Origin of the sequence: Microbacterium alcoholitolerans (assembly GCF_050408615.1) — a bacterium.
Classification (GTDB): Bacteria; Actinomycetota; Actinomycetes; order Actinomycetales; family Microbacteriaceae; genus Microbacterium.
On sequence record NZ_JBNTKD010000001.1, the window covers coordinates 1,998,309 to 2,016,501 of the forward strand.

Annotated in this window: 17 protein-coding genes and 2 tRNA genes; 2 read left to right on the plus strand and 17 right to left on the minus strand. The window is 66.1% G+C overall.

The window, feature by feature from the left end:
• Positions 1–12: 12 nt before the first annotated feature.
• Entirely contained in the window at positions 13–1,152 is a 1,140-nt protein-coding gene (locus tag ACQUSX_RS09560) for an aminotransferase class V-fold PLP-dependent enzyme (RefSeq protein ID WP_428906702.1), read from the minus strand.
• An 87-nt stretch (positions 1,153–1,239) separates the two neighbouring features.
• On the opposite strand from ACQUSX_RS09560, the gene ACQUSX_RS09565 reads away from it, so the two are divergent.
• On the plus strand, positions 1,240–1,536 hold the full coding sequence (locus ACQUSX_RS09565; RefSeq protein ID WP_428906703.1) for an NAD(P)H-binding protein: 297 nt from the start codon (positions 1,240–1,242) through the stop codon (positions 1,534–1,536).
• On the opposite strand, the gene ACQUSX_RS09570 is transcribed toward ACQUSX_RS09565, so the two are convergent.
• From ACQUSX_RS09570 to ACQUSX_RS09620, 11 genes are all read right to left on the minus strand, one after another.
• Positions 1,518–2,450: a hypothetical protein gene (locus ACQUSX_RS09570; RefSeq protein ID WP_428906704.1), complete on the minus strand. Its 933-nt coding sequence runs from the start codon at positions 2,448–2,450 to the stop codon at positions 1,518–1,520. The two genes, ACQUSX_RS09565 and ACQUSX_RS09570, sit on opposite strands and share 19 nt — an antisense overlap.
• Positions 2,451–2,503: 53 nt before the next feature.
• A complete protein-coding gene (locus tag ACQUSX_RS09575) occupies positions 2,504–3,061 on the minus strand; it encodes a hypothetical protein (RefSeq protein WP_428906705.1) in 558 nt (185 codons plus the stop codon).
• A 21-nt stretch (positions 3,062–3,082) separates the two neighbouring features.
• Positions 3,083–3,241 carry a hypothetical protein gene (locus tag ACQUSX_RS09580; RefSeq protein WP_428906706.1) on the minus strand — a complete coding sequence of 53 codons (159 nt, stop codon included), beginning with the start codon at positions 3,239–3,241 and terminating at the stop codon, positions 3,083–3,085.
• A 1,085-nt stretch (positions 3,242–4,326) separates the two neighbouring features.
• A complete protein-coding gene (locus tag ACQUSX_RS09585) occupies positions 4,327–4,899 on the minus strand; it encodes a hypothetical protein (RefSeq protein ID WP_428906707.1) in 573 nt (190 codons plus the stop codon).
• A gap of 21 nt (positions 4,900–4,920) precedes the next feature.
• Positions 4,921–6,672 (minus strand): hypothetical protein, encoded by a 1,752-nt coding sequence (locus ACQUSX_RS09590; RefSeq protein WP_428906708.1) that lies wholly within the window; start codon positions 6,670–6,672, stop codon positions 4,921–4,923.
• The gene (locus tag ACQUSX_RS09595; protein ID WP_428906709.1) at positions 6,665–6,955 is read right to left on the minus strand and encodes a hypothetical protein; all 291 of its coding nucleotides are present in this window, start codon (positions 6,953–6,955) and stop codon (positions 6,665–6,667) included. Before ACQUSX_RS09595 ends, ACQUSX_RS09590 begins: the two co-directional genes overlap by 8 nt.
• Before the next feature lie 357 nt (positions 6,956–7,312).
• Positions 7,313–7,385 (minus strand) — tRNA-Ala (locus ACQUSX_RS09600).
• Between the two features lie 37 nt (positions 7,386–7,422).
• Positions 7,423–7,496, minus strand: a tRNA-Ile gene (locus ACQUSX_RS09605).
• An 88-nt stretch (positions 7,497–7,584) separates the two neighbouring features.
• Positions 7,585–8,388 carry a hypothetical protein gene (locus ACQUSX_RS09610; protein ID WP_428906710.1) on the minus strand — a complete coding sequence of 268 codons (804 nt, stop codon included), beginning with the start codon at positions 8,386–8,388 and terminating at the stop codon, positions 7,585–7,587.
• Entirely contained in the window at positions 8,388–9,089 is a 702-nt protein-coding gene (locus ACQUSX_RS09615) for a response regulator transcription factor (RefSeq protein WP_428906711.1), read from the minus strand. Before ACQUSX_RS09615 ends, ACQUSX_RS09610 begins: the two co-directional genes overlap by 1 nt.
• Entirely contained in the window at positions 9,077–10,405 is a 1,329-nt protein-coding gene (locus tag ACQUSX_RS09620; RefSeq protein ID WP_428906712.1) for a sensor histidine kinase, read from the minus strand. The genes ACQUSX_RS09615 and ACQUSX_RS09620 overlap by 13 nt, the downstream gene beginning before the upstream one ends.
• Before the next feature lie 126 nt (positions 10,406–10,531).
• On the opposite strand from ACQUSX_RS09620, the gene ACQUSX_RS09625 reads away from it, so the two are divergent.
• Complete coding sequence (locus tag ACQUSX_RS09625; RefSeq protein ID WP_428906713.1) at positions 10,532–11,245, plus strand: VIT1/CCC1 transporter family protein; 714 nt, start codon at positions 10,532–10,534, stop codon at positions 11,243–11,245.
• 33 nt (positions 11,246–11,278) lie between these two features.
• Here the strand turns inward: ACQUSX_RS09625 and ACQUSX_RS09630 are convergent, their stop codons facing one another.
• The 5 genes from ACQUSX_RS09630 to recF form a co-directional block, all read right to left on the minus strand.
• A complete protein-coding gene (locus ACQUSX_RS09630) occupies positions 11,279–11,683 on the minus strand; it encodes a DUF3566 domain-containing protein (RefSeq protein ID WP_428906714.1) in 405 nt (134 codons plus the stop codon).
• Positions 11,684–11,703: 20 nt separating this feature from the next.
• Positions 11,704–14,256 (minus strand): DNA gyrase subunit A, encoded by a 2,553-nt coding sequence (gyrA, locus tag ACQUSX_RS09635; RefSeq protein WP_428906715.1) that lies wholly within the window; start codon positions 14,254–14,256, stop codon positions 11,704–11,706.
• A 52-nt stretch (positions 14,257–14,308) separates the two neighbouring features.
• Entirely contained in the window at positions 14,309–16,372 is a 2,064-nt protein-coding gene (gyrB, locus tag ACQUSX_RS09640; RefSeq protein WP_428906716.1) for a DNA topoisomerase (ATP-hydrolyzing) subunit B, read from the minus strand.
• A 117-nt stretch (positions 16,373–16,489) separates the two neighbouring features.
• The gene (locus ACQUSX_RS09645) at positions 16,490–16,975 is read right to left on the minus strand and encodes a DciA family protein (protein ID WP_428906717.1); all 486 of its coding nucleotides are present in this window, start codon (positions 16,973–16,975) and stop codon (positions 16,490–16,492) included.
• Positions 16,968–18,143, minus strand: a complete 1,176-nt coding sequence (gene recF, locus ACQUSX_RS09650; RefSeq protein WP_428906718.1) for a DNA replication/repair protein RecF — start codon at positions 18,141–18,143, stop codon at positions 16,968–16,970. Before recF ends, ACQUSX_RS09645 begins: the two co-directional genes overlap by 8 nt.
• Positions 18,144–18,193 lie beyond the last annotated feature (50 nt).

Below are 18,193 nucleotides of genomic sequence, written 5' to 3' on the forward strand. Positions count from 1 at the left end.
GGCGCGGGGGAGTCATCCCTCCCGCGCCGTCGTCGCCTCGAGTGCCGTCCGAAGGCGCGCGACGGTGCCGTCGATGTCGGCGAGCTTGTCGAGGCCAAACAGCCCGATCCGGAACGTCGAGAACGAGTCGGGCTCGTCGCAGTGCAGCGGCACGCCCGCAGCGACTTGGAGTCCCTGTTCGCGAAGGCGGGCACCGGTGCGCATCGCGGGGTCGTCGGTGTGGACCACCACGACGCTGGGTGCGGCGAAATCGGATGCTGCCACCGATGGCATCCCGTGCTCGGCCAGCAGCTGTCGCACGCGCGCGCCGAGCTCGATCTGCGCGTCGCGGAGCGCGGCGAACCCGCGCTCGCGCGTCTCGATCATCATGGCGAGGTTGTGCGCGATCGAGTCGGTCGGCATGGTCGCGTGATAGGTCGCCGTACCGTCGCGGTAAGCGTCGGAGATGGCGAGCCAGCGGCCGAGGTCAAGGGCGAAGCTGTTCGGAGCGGCGGATGCCACGGCATCCCGCCCCCGCTCGCCGAGCATCACGAATCCGACTCCCGGCGTGCCGCTCCAGCCCTTCTGCGGTGCGCTGAGCAGCACGTCTACGCCGAGGTCCCGCATGTCGACCCACATCCCACCGGAGGCGATGCAGTCGAGTACGAGCACACCGCCGACCTCATGCACGACGTCCGCGAGAGCGCGCACGTACTCGTCGGTGAGGACGATCCCGGCGGCGGTCTCGACGTGCGGTGCGAAGACCACGTCGGGCCGGTGCGCGCGGATCGCGGCCACGACCTCATCGATGGGGGCGGGGCTCCACGCTGCCTGCGGGTCGTCGCTGTCTGGTCGGGCCAGGCACACCGTGACGTCATCGGCGATGCCGCCGGTCTCGAGGATCTGCGACCAGCGGTACGAGAACAGTCCGTTGCGCACGACGAGCACGCGGCGGCCGGTTGCCAGGTGGCGCGCGACCGACTCCATCGCGTAGCTTCCGCCGCCGTTGACCAGTGCGGCGCTGTCTGCACCGTAGGCCTCGCAGAGAATCTCGAGCGTCTGCTGCATGACGCCGATGAATTTCGCCGACATGTGGTTCAGCGAGCGGTCGGTGAACACGACCGAGTACTCCAGCAGGCCGTCCGGGTCGATGTCAGCGTGGGGAAGAGTCATGGCTCCAGCATGGCACTGGCATGAGGCAAGGGAGCTGCTCGAATCGACGGGCCCAGACCCGGAGCTGTCGCCAGGGGAGAATGTCCTGTGGGCGCTGAACGCCTGCCGGGAGTATTTCGGCGAGCGGGGGAGCCGCGGTGCGCGGTGCTGGTATCGGCGTTCGGCGCAGGCGACACGGCTGAGAAGGCGTCCGGATTCGCTCGGCTGATCTATCGGACCGTCTTCGGCAAGTTCTTCGCCGATAAGGCGGCATCTGATGCAGTGCTCACCGCCTCGGGTTTGGACCACACGATCGTCTACCCGGTGAATCTGAAAGACGCTCCAGCCTTGACGGCCGCGGCCGTCAAGCCGCTGACACGTCCTTGTCAGGAGCGCGGGTGCTGATCACGACCCCGAGCGGCTGGCAGGCCGAGCGTCGGCAGTGAGCAGGGGAAGGCTGACGGTGTCGACGATCTCGACGAGAGTGGCCTCGTCGAGACTGCCGTTCTGAAGTAGTTCGTGACGTGCGAGTACCACGGGCAGGGTCTGGACGCACGGGGGAAGGGCCTCGGGAAGATGGCGATGGAGAGAACGGGGTGGTTCGCGGCGGCAGCCCGCGCCTTGCGCAGATGCTCTTCGAAGGTCGAGCGGCTGACCCGAAGCGTTGTCGCTGCGGCGTCGTGCTTGTTCATCTCGGGGAGCGCGTCATCCCGGTGGAGGTTGCCGAGCGTGAGGACGGCCGCGATTTGCTTCTCTGTGAGCACCGGCTGGCCGGTCGCCGCGCTCGGTTCGCGGGCGATGGTCTGGAAGGACTCCCGGATGACACGTGTGTTCCATTCGCGCTCGGCATCGCTTAGCGGCTCGGTAGGAGCGTAGAGGTCAAAGCCGTGCTCCTCACGGGCCGCGTCAATGCTGATGGCGCGTTTGCCGTAGGCAGCGTCTTTGCGCTGCTTCTCACCGACGAGTCCGGCCCTGTGCACCGGCGTGCTGCGGCTGCGGCCGTACGCGAACTTCCGGAGCACAGCACCCGGCTCCTGGCTGGCTTTGTCGGCGCAGAACTGGTCGAGGAAGTACTCGACGGCGGTGATGCGGGTGACCTCGTGGAGGGCTTCCCAGTAGGCGGCTTCGGCGTCCTCGAAGGTGGCCACGGCGGCTTGGATGACTGCTCCGCCGCGACGTTCCACCTCGCGGACGAGGCGAGTCTTGCCGGGGTTGGCGCGAAGCTGTTCCATCAGCTCGCGGTCGGAGAGTTCTGTGAGAGGGGTAAGGGTGCTCATACCCCTCTTCTGGCGTGAACGGGGGGTCTTCTTCTCGCGCACACGAAGACGCCCCCAGGCGGTCGCCTGGGGGCGTTAGGTTCGGTCGTCTTGGGCTAACCGTTGACGACGATAATCTCGAACTGGGCCGGGTCGCGCTGCGAATAAGCCCAAGCCTGCGCCTGTGCGGCGACGCTGTCCGAATCGCCGCCCGTAAAGCCAGGGAACCCGCTGGCATAAGACGCGGCATGCCAACCGAAGAAGTCCCCGCCTGTCGCCGAGCTGTAATGAATCTGCCGAACCATGATGATGGTCTTGCCCGTTGAAGTCTCACGGTTGAGCTGCCCGAGAGCACTACCGGTGTCGTTGCCAACGCTGCCCAGGTTCTCAGCGACCTCCTGCTTGACCTCAGGCGGAAGAGGCTGCTTCACGTCGATGATGACGTATGAACCGTCATTCTTCTCGTACGGGCGTAGCGTTCCTCGCTGTCCGTTGAGCTGCTTCGCCTCGGCCTCCGTCAGAGGGTCACCAGGCTGGCCAGTAATCTCCTCCGGAATCTGCGTCTCCTCGGGCGCAGGCGTCGGCTCCGCCGTCTGAGACTGCGTGGCCGTGCAACCTGAGAGCAAGAGGGCCGCCAGAGCTAGGCTGGCAAGGGCGGGCGCGCGCGAACTCATAGCCGAAGCATAGTGGCAACGTCAGAACGGTTCGGTGCTCTCCCGCTCCGCGAGGATGGCTTTCAGGTTCGCCGCGTGAGCGGCGGCGTCTTTCTCGCGCCAGAATGCGGTGACATGCCTCTCCGAAAGCCCGAGCTGGGGGTCCACGGCGATGATTTCGACGCGCGCTTCATCGAGCATCCATGGAAACCCCGGCCAGCCTGGCACTGGAGCAGCCGTTCCGTAACGGCCAGGCCCACGGCTCCAGCGCCCGCATCGGCATGAGCGCCGCCTGTGACGCTCCGACCACCGTCGAGTACCAGTGGCGTAACGATGGCGCTGGAGGCAACGAAGGCGTGTGGCAGGGCTGGTACGCCCCGAACGACGGCACCCGACTGAACGGTCGTCCGACCTTCAGCACCAGCGCAATCTCTGTCACATGGGGTAGCTGGTACGGAAGCTCCGTGCAGGCCCGCTGTGTCGGCGTGTTCGCAAACTCTGGCAACGTCAGCACCCAAACCACAGGAATCCAGGCTGCAATCCCGCCTGCACCGACCAGCGTCAGCCTGAGCGTGAACCCTGGCAACGTGAACCACGGCAACGTCGGCTCCTACTGGGTAGGTAACACCTCCGCGTCCCGCTCCACCTCCTGGTCTGCAAGCGCCAGCGGCTCCTGCCCCGGCGGTACATACACCCGCTGGACTGGTGGCACCAGTTCTGCCTCCGCCACTATCTCGGTATCTTCTGATACAACGGGGACACACTCCAGCAGCGCAGAGCGCCGCCTGGGCGGTGGAACCATCTACTGCACCGGAAGCGCCAGCGGCGTCTCCGGGCCAGGAGCAAACGTGGCAACCGCTGAACGCACCGTCTCGATGTCGGCAAGCTTCAGCCACCCGCCAATCCCGAGCACGCCGACCGGCGTAAGCCTCCGTTGTAACGGTGACTTCGGTACCCGTTGCCGTACTGGTGCTGAGGCTTCGACCGCCCTGTCGTACAGCGCTTCGTGGAACGACATGACCTACGCCACGAGCTACTCTGCAACCATCTCCTTCGAGGAGCGTGGAGTCTGGTCCTCCACCAGCACCACCACCAGCAGCACCTCCTGGAACCAGTACATGTACTCTGCTACGGAAGGAAGTAGTTGCCTCCCCTCCCGGTTGACCGTCAGGGCAAACAGTGGGTACGGCTCCTCCGGTACTGCAAGCGCCGGAACCTGCGGAGGGTAAGACCGCATGAAGAAGCCCCGCCAAGAACCCGAGCTTCTTGGCGGGGCTTCTTCATGCTCATCCGTTCACAATAATGACTTCGAAGGAGGCAGGGTTTCGCTGTCCGTCAGCCCATGCCCGAGCCTGGGCTGCGACCTCTTCAGCACTGCCACCTGTACCACCAGGGAATCCAGGAGCAGCAGAGCTAGAACGCCATGCCGTGGAATAATTACCATAAGCATCAGAAGCGTTCATATAGCGCACTACAATCAGGGTCTTTCCCGTCGCCGCAGACTGACGGTCTGTCTCGGCGAAGAAGTCGCCGAGGTCTGTGCTGCTACTGCCGCTAATTTCTTCAGCAACTTCCTGCTTCACCGGCTCAGGAAGCGGCTGCTTCACGTCGATGATGACGTACGAGCCGTCATTCTTCTCGTACGGACGCAGCGTCCCCCGCTGACCGTTGAGCTGCTTCGCCTCAGCGGCCGTCAGAGGGTCACCAGGCTCGCCAACTATCGGCTCCCTCGTGGCTTCCATCGTTGGGGATGCGGCAGGTGTTGCGGCTGATACGCCCTCGCCCGTTGCTGGTGCACAACCCGTGAGCAACAAAGCCGCCAAAACGAAACTGGAATACACAGGGGCGCGCGATTTCATAGCCGAAGCCTAATGCCAACCTCAGAACGGCTCGCTGCTCTCCCGCTCCGCGAGGATGGCTCTGAGATTGGCGGCATGTGCGGCGGCGTCCTTTTCGCTCCAGAGCAACGTAACATCGCGTTCGAGCAGCCCAAGCTGCGGGTCCACAGTCATGATTTCGACGCGCGCTTCATCGAGCGCTGTCGTGGCGCGGTAGAGCGCATCCTCCACGAACTCAGCGTCCTCACGGACCATGATGACGATGCGCTCCGGTCCGCGTCCACCGCGCTCCTTCGCCGTCTCGACGACGCGGGCCGCAAAGTTCACGACGTTGTCGGAGTCCCATTCCGCGAGCTGAACGGCATCCTTCATACCGACGAACGGTACGGCGGTCAGCACGCGTGAAGCCGCCCGTCGCATCGCCGGGTGGGGTGAGGCGATGACGGCGGTCATGCCTGGCCGGACCGCTCCGCAGAGCATGGCCACGCGGCGCTCCCAACCAGCCAGAGCGCGCGCACCTGTGATGGGCCGCCCGATATCCCAGCCGACCTGGTCCACGATGAGCTGCTCGAAGGGACCAAGCTCGGCGGTGGCCTCAGTGAAGATGGCATCGACGGCGATGACGAGCAGAGTGCTGGTGGTCTTGGTCCGCTGTTGCATGAGTGCCTTCTCCGGCTCTTCGGTTTGTCCGTCGATGTCGCAGAACCGGGCATCCTCACCGAGATGCTCGATGAGCGCGCGGATTTCGCGATGCAGGCCCTTGTCCGCCCAGACTTCGACGTACGGCGTGCCCTTCTTGCGCAGCCAGGCGATGGCGTGCCGGATGTTGTCGGCGTCGATGCTGGCATCCCCGACACGCAGCGGCACACCGCGCTCTTTGAAGGTGGATGCCGCGTCGGCGATGCTCCAACCGTTGAGTGCATCCTCCGCTCGCGGAGGGATGATGACGCAGGCTCCACGCTGGTCGGCGATGACATCCCAGTCCGGCCCGTCGAGGATGTCGGTGCCGAAGAACGCGAGAACGCCGATTTCTTGGCCGCGCTCATCGTCCTCTTCGAATGGACGCCCGTCGTGCGTGCAGATGACCGCCGTCTCGCCCAAGGCGCGGAGCGTGGCCTGAATCTCGTCACGGTGGCGGTCAGCCGCCCAGACTTCGAACCGCTCCATCCCGGCCGTGCGCAGCCAGTCGATAGCGTTTCGGGCCATGCCTTCGTCCCATGCGAACCCGGTGATGTTGCCGAGCGTGCCGGTCTCTTCGAACGTTGCTCTGGCGGCGGTGAGTTCAGCCTGGATGCGGGGGTTCGCGGAGTCTTCTGCCAGGACGACGCACGCTCGGCGGTGGAACGCCAGAGCGTCCCAGTCGAACCGGGGCGCGTCAGTATCCAGGATGACGATGACGCCCGTGTGGTCTTCATTCACCAGCCGATACGGCTCCGCACGCTCGTCTGCGCGGATGCCGTCGAGGTCGGTCAGGACGACGCCGGGTTCGCGGCTGAGGCTGATGCCGATACGAGCGATATCGAAGTGGCGGGGGTCGACGCGTAGTTCGATGCGCTCGACCTCCCGTTCGCGAAGCCAGTGAACGGCATCCCCGAGTATCTGAGGCGAGAACGGCTGGTACGAGTCGAGCACCCGCTCTCGGCCGAACGCGCTGCGTGCCGCATCTACAGAACGGCGGAGAGCGGGGGTCATCTGACTCTCAGGCACGAGCACGACGGCCTCGTACTCGGCAGCGGCGGCAACCCATTCCACGCTCGCCGCTTCATCCAGGATGACGATGAGGCCGTCAGGCATAGAAGTCCCCTCTCAGCATGGCGGTGACCGTGTTCACCGCGCGCGGCGGGAAGTTCAGGACTCCTCCGGTGGCCATCTTTTCCCTGTAGGCGGGCAAGGCGCGGTGCTTGTTGCTCGGTGTGAGCACGAACGCCGCTTGCTGGTGGCGCTGTTTCACGGTTCCGCGCAGCGACCCCCGGTAGACGATGAGCCTGTTGCTGCCCCAGAAAGTTATGTCCTCGGACCGCTCCCCCTCAGGACGCCAGACACCGACGCGGTAGCCCGCTTCTTGCAGCGCTTCCACTTCCGCCAGGGCTTCGGTGTTGAAGATGACGCCGCCCTGCTCCCCGAGCTGCTGATGAGTTCGACAGCGGTGTCGAGGAGAGGTGCAACAGCCGCAACATCTTCATACCGGTATGGCATCGGCAACATCGTCTTCGTTGCGTACCCTTCGGGCACGGATTCCCGCAGTTCCTTCTCACTGAGATGCATACTGTCTGTCAAGAAACTGAGGCGGGACGCGAGTTCGGGTCCGGTCACACCTATCGTCACACCTATCCACACTGTTAACAACCTTGTTAAGAACTGTCACTAGGATGCAGAAAACCCCCGGTAAACCAGGGTTTCCGGGGGTTTGTGTCAGCAGTTAAAAACTGCTTCGTGGAGCCTAGGAGATTCGAACTCCTGACATCTGCCTTGCAAAGGCAGCGCTCTACCAACTGAGCTAAGGCCCCGAACGGTGCGAACACCGCGGGATTTCCGCGAACGGAGTGGGGCTACCAGGACTTGAACCTGGGACCTCTTCATTATCAGTGAAGCGCTCTAACCGCCTGAGCTATAGCCCCGTCAACCTCCAAGACTTTACCGGATGCAACCGGGAAAAGAGAAATCGAGGGCGAGCCGAAAGCCCGCCCTCGATTCGCCCCCGGAACCTCAGCGTGCCCGCAGGTCGACGCTGCCCGCCGACACCGACACCGACACCGTGTTCTTGCTCGCCGGATCGTGCCGCAGGTCGCTGTTCACGCTCCCGGCGGCCTGGTCCTGCCGCACGTCGTACGGCTCGTCCGGCAGGGTCAGCTGCAGGTTGCCGGCCGCGACATCCACGGTCACATCACTCGGCGCGGCGCCGGTGAGCTCAGCGTCCGCGCGTCCTGCCGAGATCTCGAAGCTGGCCGCATCCACGTCCGCCAGTTCCACGCTCGCGCCACCGGCGCTGAGCGTGAAGTCCAGGCTGCTCGCAGTGCCCGTCAGATCCATCCGGCCAGCGCTGATGTCGGCATCCACCGCACCGAACGCGCCGTCCGCCGACAGCGCGCCGGCGTTGAGCGTGAGATCGGCGTCGATGCCCTCGAGGCTCTCCGGCAGCAGGAGTGTCAGCCGATCCCCGTCGTTGAACCAGTCTCCGCCGACCCAGTCCGGCGTGAGCCAGCCAAGGCCGAGCCACCCGCGGTCCCGGCTGTGCACCCGCAGCTCATCGCCGTCGGCGCGCAGCGTCCAGCCGCTCGTCGAACCCTGATCGGCGCGCAAGGTCGCCGTGTCGCCGTCGTAGAACTCGATGGACAGCGATGCGCCGTCCACCTGCGCGTTCAGCGCCTGCACGCCGTCGACCTGGACGGCGCTCGTCTCGGTCTCGGCGGAGATGTGGTTGACGCCCGCGAACGCGGCCGCGGTTCCGCTGCCGAGCAGCACGAGCCCTCCGAATGCGGCCACGGCGACCGTCACTGCCTTGATAGCCATCACAGGCCTCCCTGATCCCTGGTGTTCTGATTGTTCGTGTTCTGCGTGTTGTCGATATGCGCGAGCGCGGCCAGCACCCGGCGATTGCCGTCCTCGGGGTCGAGGCCGAGCTTCTGGAAGATCGCGGTGATGTGCTTCTCGACACTCGCCTCGCTGAGGAACAGCAGCCCAGCGATGGCGCTGTTCGACTTGCCCTCGGCGATCAGGGCGAGCACCGTCCGCTCCCGTTCGGTGAGTCGCAGCATCCGCTCGTCGCGATTGCGACGCGTCAGCAGCTGCGCGACCACCTCCGGGTCGAGCACTGTCGCCCCCGAGGCGATCCGCTCGACCGACTCGACGAACTCGGCGACGTCGGCGACCCTGTCCTTGAGCAGGTAGCCGAGCGCCGCACCCTGTGCCGATCCGCTCTGCGCAGCGATGAGATCGCTCGCATACCGCTCCTCGACGTACTGCGAGAGCACGAGGAGAGGAAGGGTCGGATGCCCGGCGCGCAGCGCCAGAGCCGCCCGGATGCCCTCGTCCGTGAAAGTCGGGGGAAGCCGCACATCGAGGATGCACAGCTCCGGGTCGGACTCGGTGACAGCATCCATGAGTCCATCGGTGTCGGGCAGGGCGGCGACCACTTCGTGCCCGGCGTCCTCGAGCAGTCGCACCAGGCCCTCGCGCAGCAGCACGGAGTCCTCGCAGATCAGAATGCGCATGGCACCGTCACCTCCAGACTGGTCGGTCCGCCTGCGGGGCTCTCCAACCGGAACGTCCCGCCGGCGGCGAGCACCCGGTTGGTGATCCCGTCCAGTCCGCCGCCGGGCTGCACCTGCGCACCGCCCATGCCGTTGTCTTCCACGCGGGCCCACAGGCCTCCGTCACGGCTGCGCACGACGACGCGGCATTCGCTGGCTCGGGAGTGCTTCGCGGCGTTGGTCAGCGACTCCGCGATCGCGAAGTAGACCGCCGCCTCGGCATCCCGGCAGCCCGCATTCGCTCCGCTCATGCCGGGGTCGATGCGCACATCGAGCTGCACCGGGATGTGCGAGCGCCCGGCGAGCGCCGACAGCGCGGCATCAAGGCCCCGGTCATCGAGCACGGAGGTGTGGATGCCACGGGCCAGCTGACGCAGCTCCGTGATCGCCGCCTTGGTCGAGGTGTGCGCCTCGCCGATGAGCTCTCTGGCCGCGGCCGGGTCGGTGTCGATCTTCTGCTGGGCCAGGCCCAGCGTCATGCCGACCGAGACGAGCCGCGGCTGGACGCCGTCGTGCAGGTCGCGCTCGATGCGGGTGCGCTCGAGCTCGGCGGCGCGAACGGCACCGGCGCGCTGTGCCGTGGTGGTCTGCACCTGCGCGGTGAGCTCGGCCTCGCGGTTCGGGACGATCAGAGCACGGCTGAGAGTCCGGTGCAGCAGGGCGAGACCGACGATGCCGGCTGCTGCGGCGATCACGCCGAGAGCTCCGACGAGCGGCGCCCAGGCCACATCCATGACCGCGCCGAACGGACCATCGACGGATCCCTGCCGGTTGAGCGGCGCGAAGGCGAAGAACCCGGCCCAGATCATGCCCCAGAACAGCCGGATGACCAGTGAGCCGGCGATGCACGCGAGCACGAAGTTGGCGATCGCGCGCCACATCGGCCCGTTGATGGACTGGCGTGCGACGTTGCTCAGCCATCCGCCGAAGCCGGCTTTGGTGCGCGGTCGCCAGCGCAGGTCCGGCAGACCGAGGTCGTACAGTGCGCTGACGCGATGCACCTCGAACCAGCCCAGCCCGAACAGGCCGTACACGAATCCGAGCAGCACGAACAGGCCGACACCGAAGACGAACAGCAGTGCGAGGCCCGCACCGAAAGTCGCGGTGAGGATGCCGATCGCGCCGGCGCCGACCGTGCCGAGCGCGGCGAGCTGGAGGATGGTCAGCAGGATCCGCAGCGGCGGCGAGCCGGCATCCGTCGTCGCTGCGACAGGAGCCGCGGGCGCTGGCGGCGCGAGCGGAGGCGCCGGAGGCGGTGGAGTGGGATTCGTGGTCATGGCAACAACGCTACGGTTCAGCGCGTGCCGGCGACACGTGGGCAGCCGGAAAGCTGCTTTCGGGTTTTCCCTACCTGCCCCGCGTGGTCCCTCCGATGATCGGATGCCCGGATCCATGATGATGGCATGAGCGATCTGCATGCGGACGAACCGCACGGCGCCGGGCTGGGCGCGAGGCTGAACTGGCTGCGGGCCGGTGTTCTCGGTGCGAACGACGGGATCGTGTCAGTGGCATCCCTCGTCGTCGGGGTCGCGGGCGCGACCACCGACAACTCCGCCCTGCTCATCGCCGGCCTCGCCGGCCTCGTCGGCGGCGCGATCTCGATGGCGCTCGGCGAGTACGTGTCGGTGAGCAGCCAGCGCGACACCGAGCGCGCGCTGATCAGCAAGGAGCGCGAGGAGCTGCGGACCATGCCCGCGGAGGAGCTCGACGAGCTCACCACGCTGTACCGCCGGCGGGGCCTCAGCGAGCAGACTGCGCGTCAGGTCGCGGTCGAGCTGACGGAGCACGACGCTCTCGCCGCGCACCTCGAGGTCGAACTGGGCATCGATCAGCACGACCTCGTGAATCCGTGGCACGCGGCGATCTCGTCGGCCGTGTCGTTCACGCTCGGGGCGCTGCTGCCGCTGCTGGCGATCCTGCTTCCGCCGCCGGAGCTGCGCGTGCCGATCACCTTCGCGGCTGTGCTCATCGCCCTCGCCGCGACCGGTGCCATCTCAGCCACTGTCGGCGGTGCGTCGCCGCTTCGGGCATCCGTCCGTCTGGTCGTCGGCGGCGCGCTCGCGCTGCTGGCCACCTGGCTCATCGGCACCCTGTTGGGGACGACCGGGGTGGTCTGACCCTCGAAGGTCAGGCTTCGTCCGGGTTGAGGGTCAGTTCGACATGAAGCCGACGAGCAGCCCGCCGGTGACCTTGACGGCCAGGTTGTAGATCCCGGCGACCACGGCACCCATCACGGTGAACACGATGAGGTTGAGGATCGACACGACCGCACCGAACGCCATGATCTGCGGCAGGCCGAGAAGGCTCTCCAGATCGACGCTGCCGTCGGTCAGGGTGGAGAGGATCTCGCCGGCCTGGGCGAGCACGTTCGTCGCCTGCAGCACCATGAACAGCAGGAAGAACGACACCATGGTCACGATCGCCAGGGCTACAGCACCCAGGAACGACAGCTTCACGGCCGACCAGAAGTCCACGTAGACCAGCCGCAGGCGAACCTGCTTGCCACCGGTCTTGCGGGTGGACTTCTTTGCCAGCTTGTCAGCGACTGTGCTCATGTGTCGTTGCTCTCTTCAGATCAGGCTTCGGGGTTCTCAGCGGGGGGAGTCTGCGGCTCGGAGGTGTCGGATTCCGCTTCTGCCTCGTCCTCGACCACGCGTTCGCTGTTTCGGGCGACAGCGAGGATTCGGTCATCGCCCTTGGTGCGGGCGAACAGGACTCCCATCGTGTCGCGGCCCTTCGCAGGGACCTCGGCCACGGCAGAGCGTACCACCTTGCCGCTGGACAGAACCACCAAGACCTCGTCGTCCTCGGAGACGATCAGACCGCCCGCGAGGACACCGCGCTCGTCGCTCAGCTTGGCCACCTTGATGCCGGTTCCGCCGCGCTTCTGGACCTTGTACTCGTCGACCGTGGTGCGCTTCGCATAGCCGCCGTCGGTCACGGTGAACACGTACGAGTCCTCGGAGACGATGGATGCCGAGAGCAGGGAATCCTCGTCGTCCTTGAACTTCATGCCTCGCACGCCTTCGGTGGCGCGGCCCATCGGACGCAGCGCCTCGTCGGTCGCGTGGAAGCGCACCGACATGCCCTTGGCGCTGATGAGCAGGATGTCCTCGTCGGCGTTCACGAGCTTCGCGCTGACCAGCTCGTCGCCCTCGCGCATGCGGATCGCGATGACGCCGCCCTGGCGGTTGGTGTCGTAGTCGCCCAGACGCGTCTTCTTCACCAGGCCGCCGCGGGTCGCGAGCGCGAGGTAGTCCTTCGCCTCGTAGTCGCGGATGGCGAGCACCTGTGCGATCTTCTCCTCGGGCTGCAGCGCGAGCAGGTTCGCGACGTGCTGACCCTTCGCGTCGCGGCCGGCCTCCGGCACCTCATACGTCTTGGTGCGGTACACCCGGCCCTTGTCGGTGAAGAACAGCAGCCAGTGGTGCGTCGTGGTCACGAAGAAGTGCTCGACGAGGTCGTCGGCGCGCAGCTGTGCGCCCTTGACGCCCTTGCCGCCGCGGTGCTGCGAACGGTAGTTGTCGCTGCGGGTGCGCTTGATGTACCCCTCGCGGGTGACGGTGACGACCATCTCCTCGACGGGGATGAGATCTTCCATCGACATGTCGCCGTCGAAGCCGTGCAGGATGTGCGTGCGACGCTCGTCGCCGAAGCGGTCGACGATCTCGGTGAGCTCGTCGTGGATGATCCCGCGCTGGCGTGCCGGCGTCGCGAGGATCTCATTGAAGTCCGCGATCTTCAGCTCGAGTGCGGCCGCCTCGTCGATGACCTTCTGACGCTCCATCGCCGCCAGGCGACGCAGCTGCATGGTGAGGATCGCATCGGCCTGGTCCCAGTCGATCGCGAGCAGCCGCTGCAGGCCCTCGTTCGCCTCTTCGGCGGTGGGGGAGCGGCGGATCAGCGCGATGACCTCGTCGAGGGCATCCAGTGCCTTCAGGTAGCCCTCGAGGATGTGCATCCGCTTCTCGGCCTTGCTCAGGCGGAACTGCGTGCGGCGGACGATGACGTCGATCTGGTGCGCGATCCAGTTCGTGATGAAGCCGTCGAGCGCGAGCGTGCGCGGCACGCCGTCGACGATCGCGAGCATGTTCGCGCCGAAGTTCTCCTGCAGCTGGGTGTGCTTGTACAGGTTGTTCAGCACGACCTTCGCGACGGCGTCGCGCTTGAGCACGACGACCAAGCGCTGCCCGGTGCGGTCCGATGACTCGTCGCGGATGTCGGCGATGCCGGTGATCTTGCCGTCGCGGGCCAGGTCGCCGATCTTCACCGCGAGGTTGTCGGGGTTGACCTGGTACGGCAGCTCGGTGATCACCAGGCAGGTGCGGCCCTGGATCTCTTCGACCTCGACGACGGCGCGCATCGTGATCGACCCGCGGCCGGTGCGATACGCCTCGTGGATGCCCTTGGTGCCGAGGATCTGCGCACCGGTGGGGAAGTCCGGTCCCGGCACGCGCTGAATCAGTCCGTCCAGGAGCTCCTCGCGCGGCAGGCCCGGGTTGTCGAGGGCCCACAGGGCGGCGGCCGAGACCTCGCGGAGGTTGTGCGGTGGGATGTTCGTCGCCATGCCGACCGCGATGCCGACCGACCCGTTGACGAGCAGGTTCGGGAACCGCGCCGGCAGTACGTCGGGCTCCTGGGTCTGGCCGTCGTAGTTGTCGGAGAAGTCGACGGTCTCCTCTTCGATGTCGCGCACCATCTCGAGCGCGAGCGGAGCCATCTTCGTCTCGGTGTATCGGGGGGCCGCGGCGCCCATGTTGCCGGGGGAGCCGAAGTTGCCCTGGCCGAGGGCCAGCGGGTAGCGCAGCGACCACGGCTGCACGAGGCGGACCAGGGCGTCGTAGATCGCCGAGTCGCCGTGCGGGTGGTACTGCCCCATCACCTCGCCGACGACGCGGGCGCACTTCGAGAACGACTTGTCGGGACGGAAGCCGCCGTCGTACATGCCGTAGATCACACGGCGGTGCACCGGCTTCAGGCCGTCGCGCACATCCGGCAGCGCGCGGCCGACGATGACGGCCATCGCGTAGTCGAGGTACGACCGCTGCATCTCGGCCTGCAGGTCGACCTGGTCGATGCGGCCGTGCTCGTGTCCGTCGTTGATGTCGGGACGTTCTTCGTCAGTCATGTGTGTTTCGATTCCGGTCGTTCAGATCTGGGTCGCTGAGCTCGTCGAAGCGTCAGATGTCGAGGAAGCGGACGTCCTTGGCGTTGCGCTGGATGAAGGTGCGCCGCGACTCGACGTCCTCACCCATCAGCACGCTGAAGATCTCATCCGCCGCGGCGGCGTCGTCGATGGTCACCTGGCGCAGCGTGCGCGTGGTGTGATCCATCGTGGTCTCCCACAGCTCCTTGGCGTTCATCTCGCCGAGACCCTTGTAGCGCTGCACTCCGGCATCCTTCGGCAGTCGCTTGCCGTTCTCGGCGCCGTGCTTGAGCAGAGCGTCGCGCTCAGCATCCGAGTACACGTACTCGTGCGGCGCGTTCGACCACTTCAGCCGGTACAGCGGCGGCATCGCGAGATAGACGAAGCCGGCCTCGATCAGCCCGCGCATGTAGCGGAACAGCAGCGTGAGCAGCAGGGTGGTGATGTGCTGGCCGTCGACGTCGGCATCCGCCATCAGCACGATCTTGTGGTACCGCGCCTTCTCGATGTCGAAGTCCTCGCCGATGCCGGTGCCGAAGGCCTGGATCATCGCCTGGACCTCCTTGTTGGCCAGTGCCTTGTCCAGGCGAGCCCGCTCGACGTTCAGGATCTTGCCGCGCAGTGCCAGGATCGCCTGGGTGTGCGGGTCGCGTCCCTGAACGGCCGAACCGCCTGCCGAGTCGCCCTCGACGAGGAAGATCTCGCTGATCGAGGGATCCTTGCTGGTGCAGTCCTTGAGCTTGTCGGGCATCGCCGCCGACTCGAAGACGCTCTTGCGGCGAGCGGTCTCGCGCGCCTTTCGAGCGGCCAGACGCGCGGTGGCCGCGTCGATCGCCTTGCGGATCACGTTCTTCGCCTGCACGGGGTTGCGGTCGAACCAGTCGCCGAGCTGATCGTTCACGATCTTCTGCACGAACGTCTTCGCCTCGGTGTTGCCGAGCTTCGTCTTGGTCTGCCCCTCGAACTGCGGCTCACCCAGCTTGATCGAGATGACTGCCGTGAGACCTTCGCGCACGTCGTCGCCGGAGAGGTTCTCGTCCTTCTCCTTGAGCAGGTTGTTCGCCCGCGCGTAGCGGTTCACCAGGCTGGTCAGCGCCGCGCGGAATCCCTCTTCGTGCGTGCCGCCCTCGTGGGTGTTGATGGTGTTCGCATAGGTGAAGACGTTCTCGGTGTACGAGGTGGTCCATTGCATGGCGACCTCGAGCGAGATCTTGCGCTCCTTGTCCTCAGAGTCGAAGGCGATGATCTCGTCATTGACCACCTCTGCCTTGCGCACCCTGTTGAGGTACTCGACATAGTCGACCAGCCCGCGCTCGTAGTAGAAGTCGTCGGAGGGCTGCTTGACGGTGAGCGTGCCCTCGACCTCGACCTCATAGGCGGACGACGGACGCTCGTCGTTCAGCACGATGCGCAGTCCCTTGTTCAGGAACGCCATCTGCTGGAAGCGGGTGCGCAGGGTCTCGTAGTCGAACTCGACGGTCTCGGTGAAGATCGTGGCGTCCGGCCAGAACGTGATGCTCGTTCCGGTCTCGGGGGTGGCCTCGCCCTTCTCCAGCGCCTGCTGCGGAGTGCCGCCGTCGGCGAAGCTGTGACGCCACACGTGGCCCTTCTGCCGCACCTCGACGTCGAAACGCGTGGAGAGCGCGTTCACCACAGATGATCCGACGCCGTGCAGTCCTCCCGAGACGGCGTAGGCGCCGCCGCCGAACTTCCCGCCGGCGTGCAGGATGGTCAGCACCACCTCGACGGTGGACTTCGTCGGGTCGGAGGAGTGCGGATCGACGGGGATGCCACGGCCGTTGTCGACCACGCGGATGCCGCCATCGGCCAGCAGCGTCACGACGATGCGGTCGGCATAGCCGGCGAGGGCCTCATCGACCGAGTTGTCGACGATCTCGTAGACCAGGTGGTGCAGACCGCGAGGCCCGGTGGAGCCGATGTACATGCCGGGGCGCTTGCGCACGGCTTCCAGACCCTCGAGGATCTGGATCGAATCGGCGCCGTAGTCGCTGGGATCCTGCCCGCCCCGGTTCTCTGAGCTCGGCACTTGTTCTGAGAGTGAAGGGTCGTTCTCGGGGGCGGGGTTGTCAGGCGTCATCAGAGGTTGTTCTCCACATCGAAAGTTCGCTCTCATTCTAGCGGGTTTCGAGGTCCGCTATGCGCCTCAAACGCCGTGTATCGCGTTCTGAGCGCTTCAGGGGTGCTTCGTGATGCCCTACCCGTAGGTGTCCCGTGGGCCCCGTCCCGGCACGACTCGCGGTCCCCATTTCCAGGACGGCACATCGGGTCCGATGAAACGCAGGTTCTGCACCCCGGCATCCGGGTAGCGGTTGGTGATCTCGGTCATGATCACCGCGCGCATGAACTGCAGGTTCTTCGCCCATGCCGTCGAATCGCATTTCACGGTGAGCACGCCGCGCTCGAGTGAGACGGGCTCTGAGTGCTTCGCCGTGTCGGCGCCGGCCAGCTCTGCCCACTGTCTGACCAGGTCTTCTGCTGCGAGCGTCTTCTCCCAGCCGGAGTCCTTCGTGAGCTTCGCGAGCACATCGCCCAGCATGCCCGGATCTCGCCCCTTCGTGAACGGCGCGTTCTCGTCGTCGACGACGACGCGCTTCCTGCGCTTCCAGTTCTTCGAACTCGGTTTCAGGCCGCGAAGACGCAGATATGTGGCAACGGTCTCGGGAGGCTGCGGATCAGTCATCGGCGTCCTCTCTCTCGTCGCTGATCGTACCCGCGCTGATGCGCACGACATGCCGGTGCAGGACCGCGGGGATGTCCGCCTCCACCGCCGCGGTCACGATCACCTGCTCGTAACCCGCGGTGAGTGCGGCCAGACGCTGCCGGCGATCGGCATCCAGTTCGGCGAAGACGTCGTCGAGGATGAGCACCGGGTCGCCGGCAGGTGACTCGGTGCGAAGGAGCTCGGCGGATGCCAGTCGCAAAGCGAGTGCGACCGACCAGGATTCGCCGTGCGAGGCGTAGCCCTTCACGGGAAGATCGCGAACGCGCAGGATCAGATCGTCGCGGTGCGGCCCGACCAGGGTCAGGCCGCGCTCGACCTCCTTGGCTCGCTTGCTCTGCAATGTCGTACGGAACTGCTCCTCGATCTCGCCGCGGACATCGGCCCGGGTTCCCGACTCGGTGCCGGCGCCCTCCTCTTCCGGATCGTCACCGCCCACCGACAGCGCCCACTCGATCTGCGGTCGGTGATCCGCGCCGGCGATTGCCGCGTAGGCGTCGGTGAGCGGACCCTGCAGATCCGCCGCCAGGCGCATGCGCGCGTGGATGATCTCCGATCCCAGCGCCACGAGCTTGTCGTCCCAGACATCGAGGGTGCTCAGTGCGTCACCTCGGATGCCACGGGCGCGCGCGGACTTCAGAAGCGCTGTCCGCTGACGCAGCACGCGTTCGTAGTCGGCGATGACGCCCGCCAGTCGTGGGATCCGCTGAATCAGCAGCTGATCGGCGAACCTTCTGCGCGATGACGGATCGCCGCGGACGATCTGAAGATCTTCAGGGGCGAACAGAACCACATGCGCGTAGCGCGGCAGCTCATTGGTCTTCGATGGCGAGCCGTTCACCCGCGCCTTGTTCGATCCCTGCCGATTCAGCTGCACTTCGATGAGCACATTCCGGCTGCCGTGGGCGAGACGGGCTCTGATGACCGCGAACTCCTTCCCGTCACGCACCATCGGGGCATCCGACGACACCCGATGCGACCCGAGAGTCGCGAGGAAGACGATCGCCTCGGCCAGATTCGTCTTGCCCTGCCCGTTGCTGCCGACGAGGACGTTCGGGCCGCGGTGCAGGGTCAGATCAGCGGTCGCGTAATTGCGGAAATCGACCAGGTTCAGGTGCTCCACAATCACCGCATCAGCCTACCTTTCGGCTCAGACAGTGCGCCCGGATGCCGTGCTGC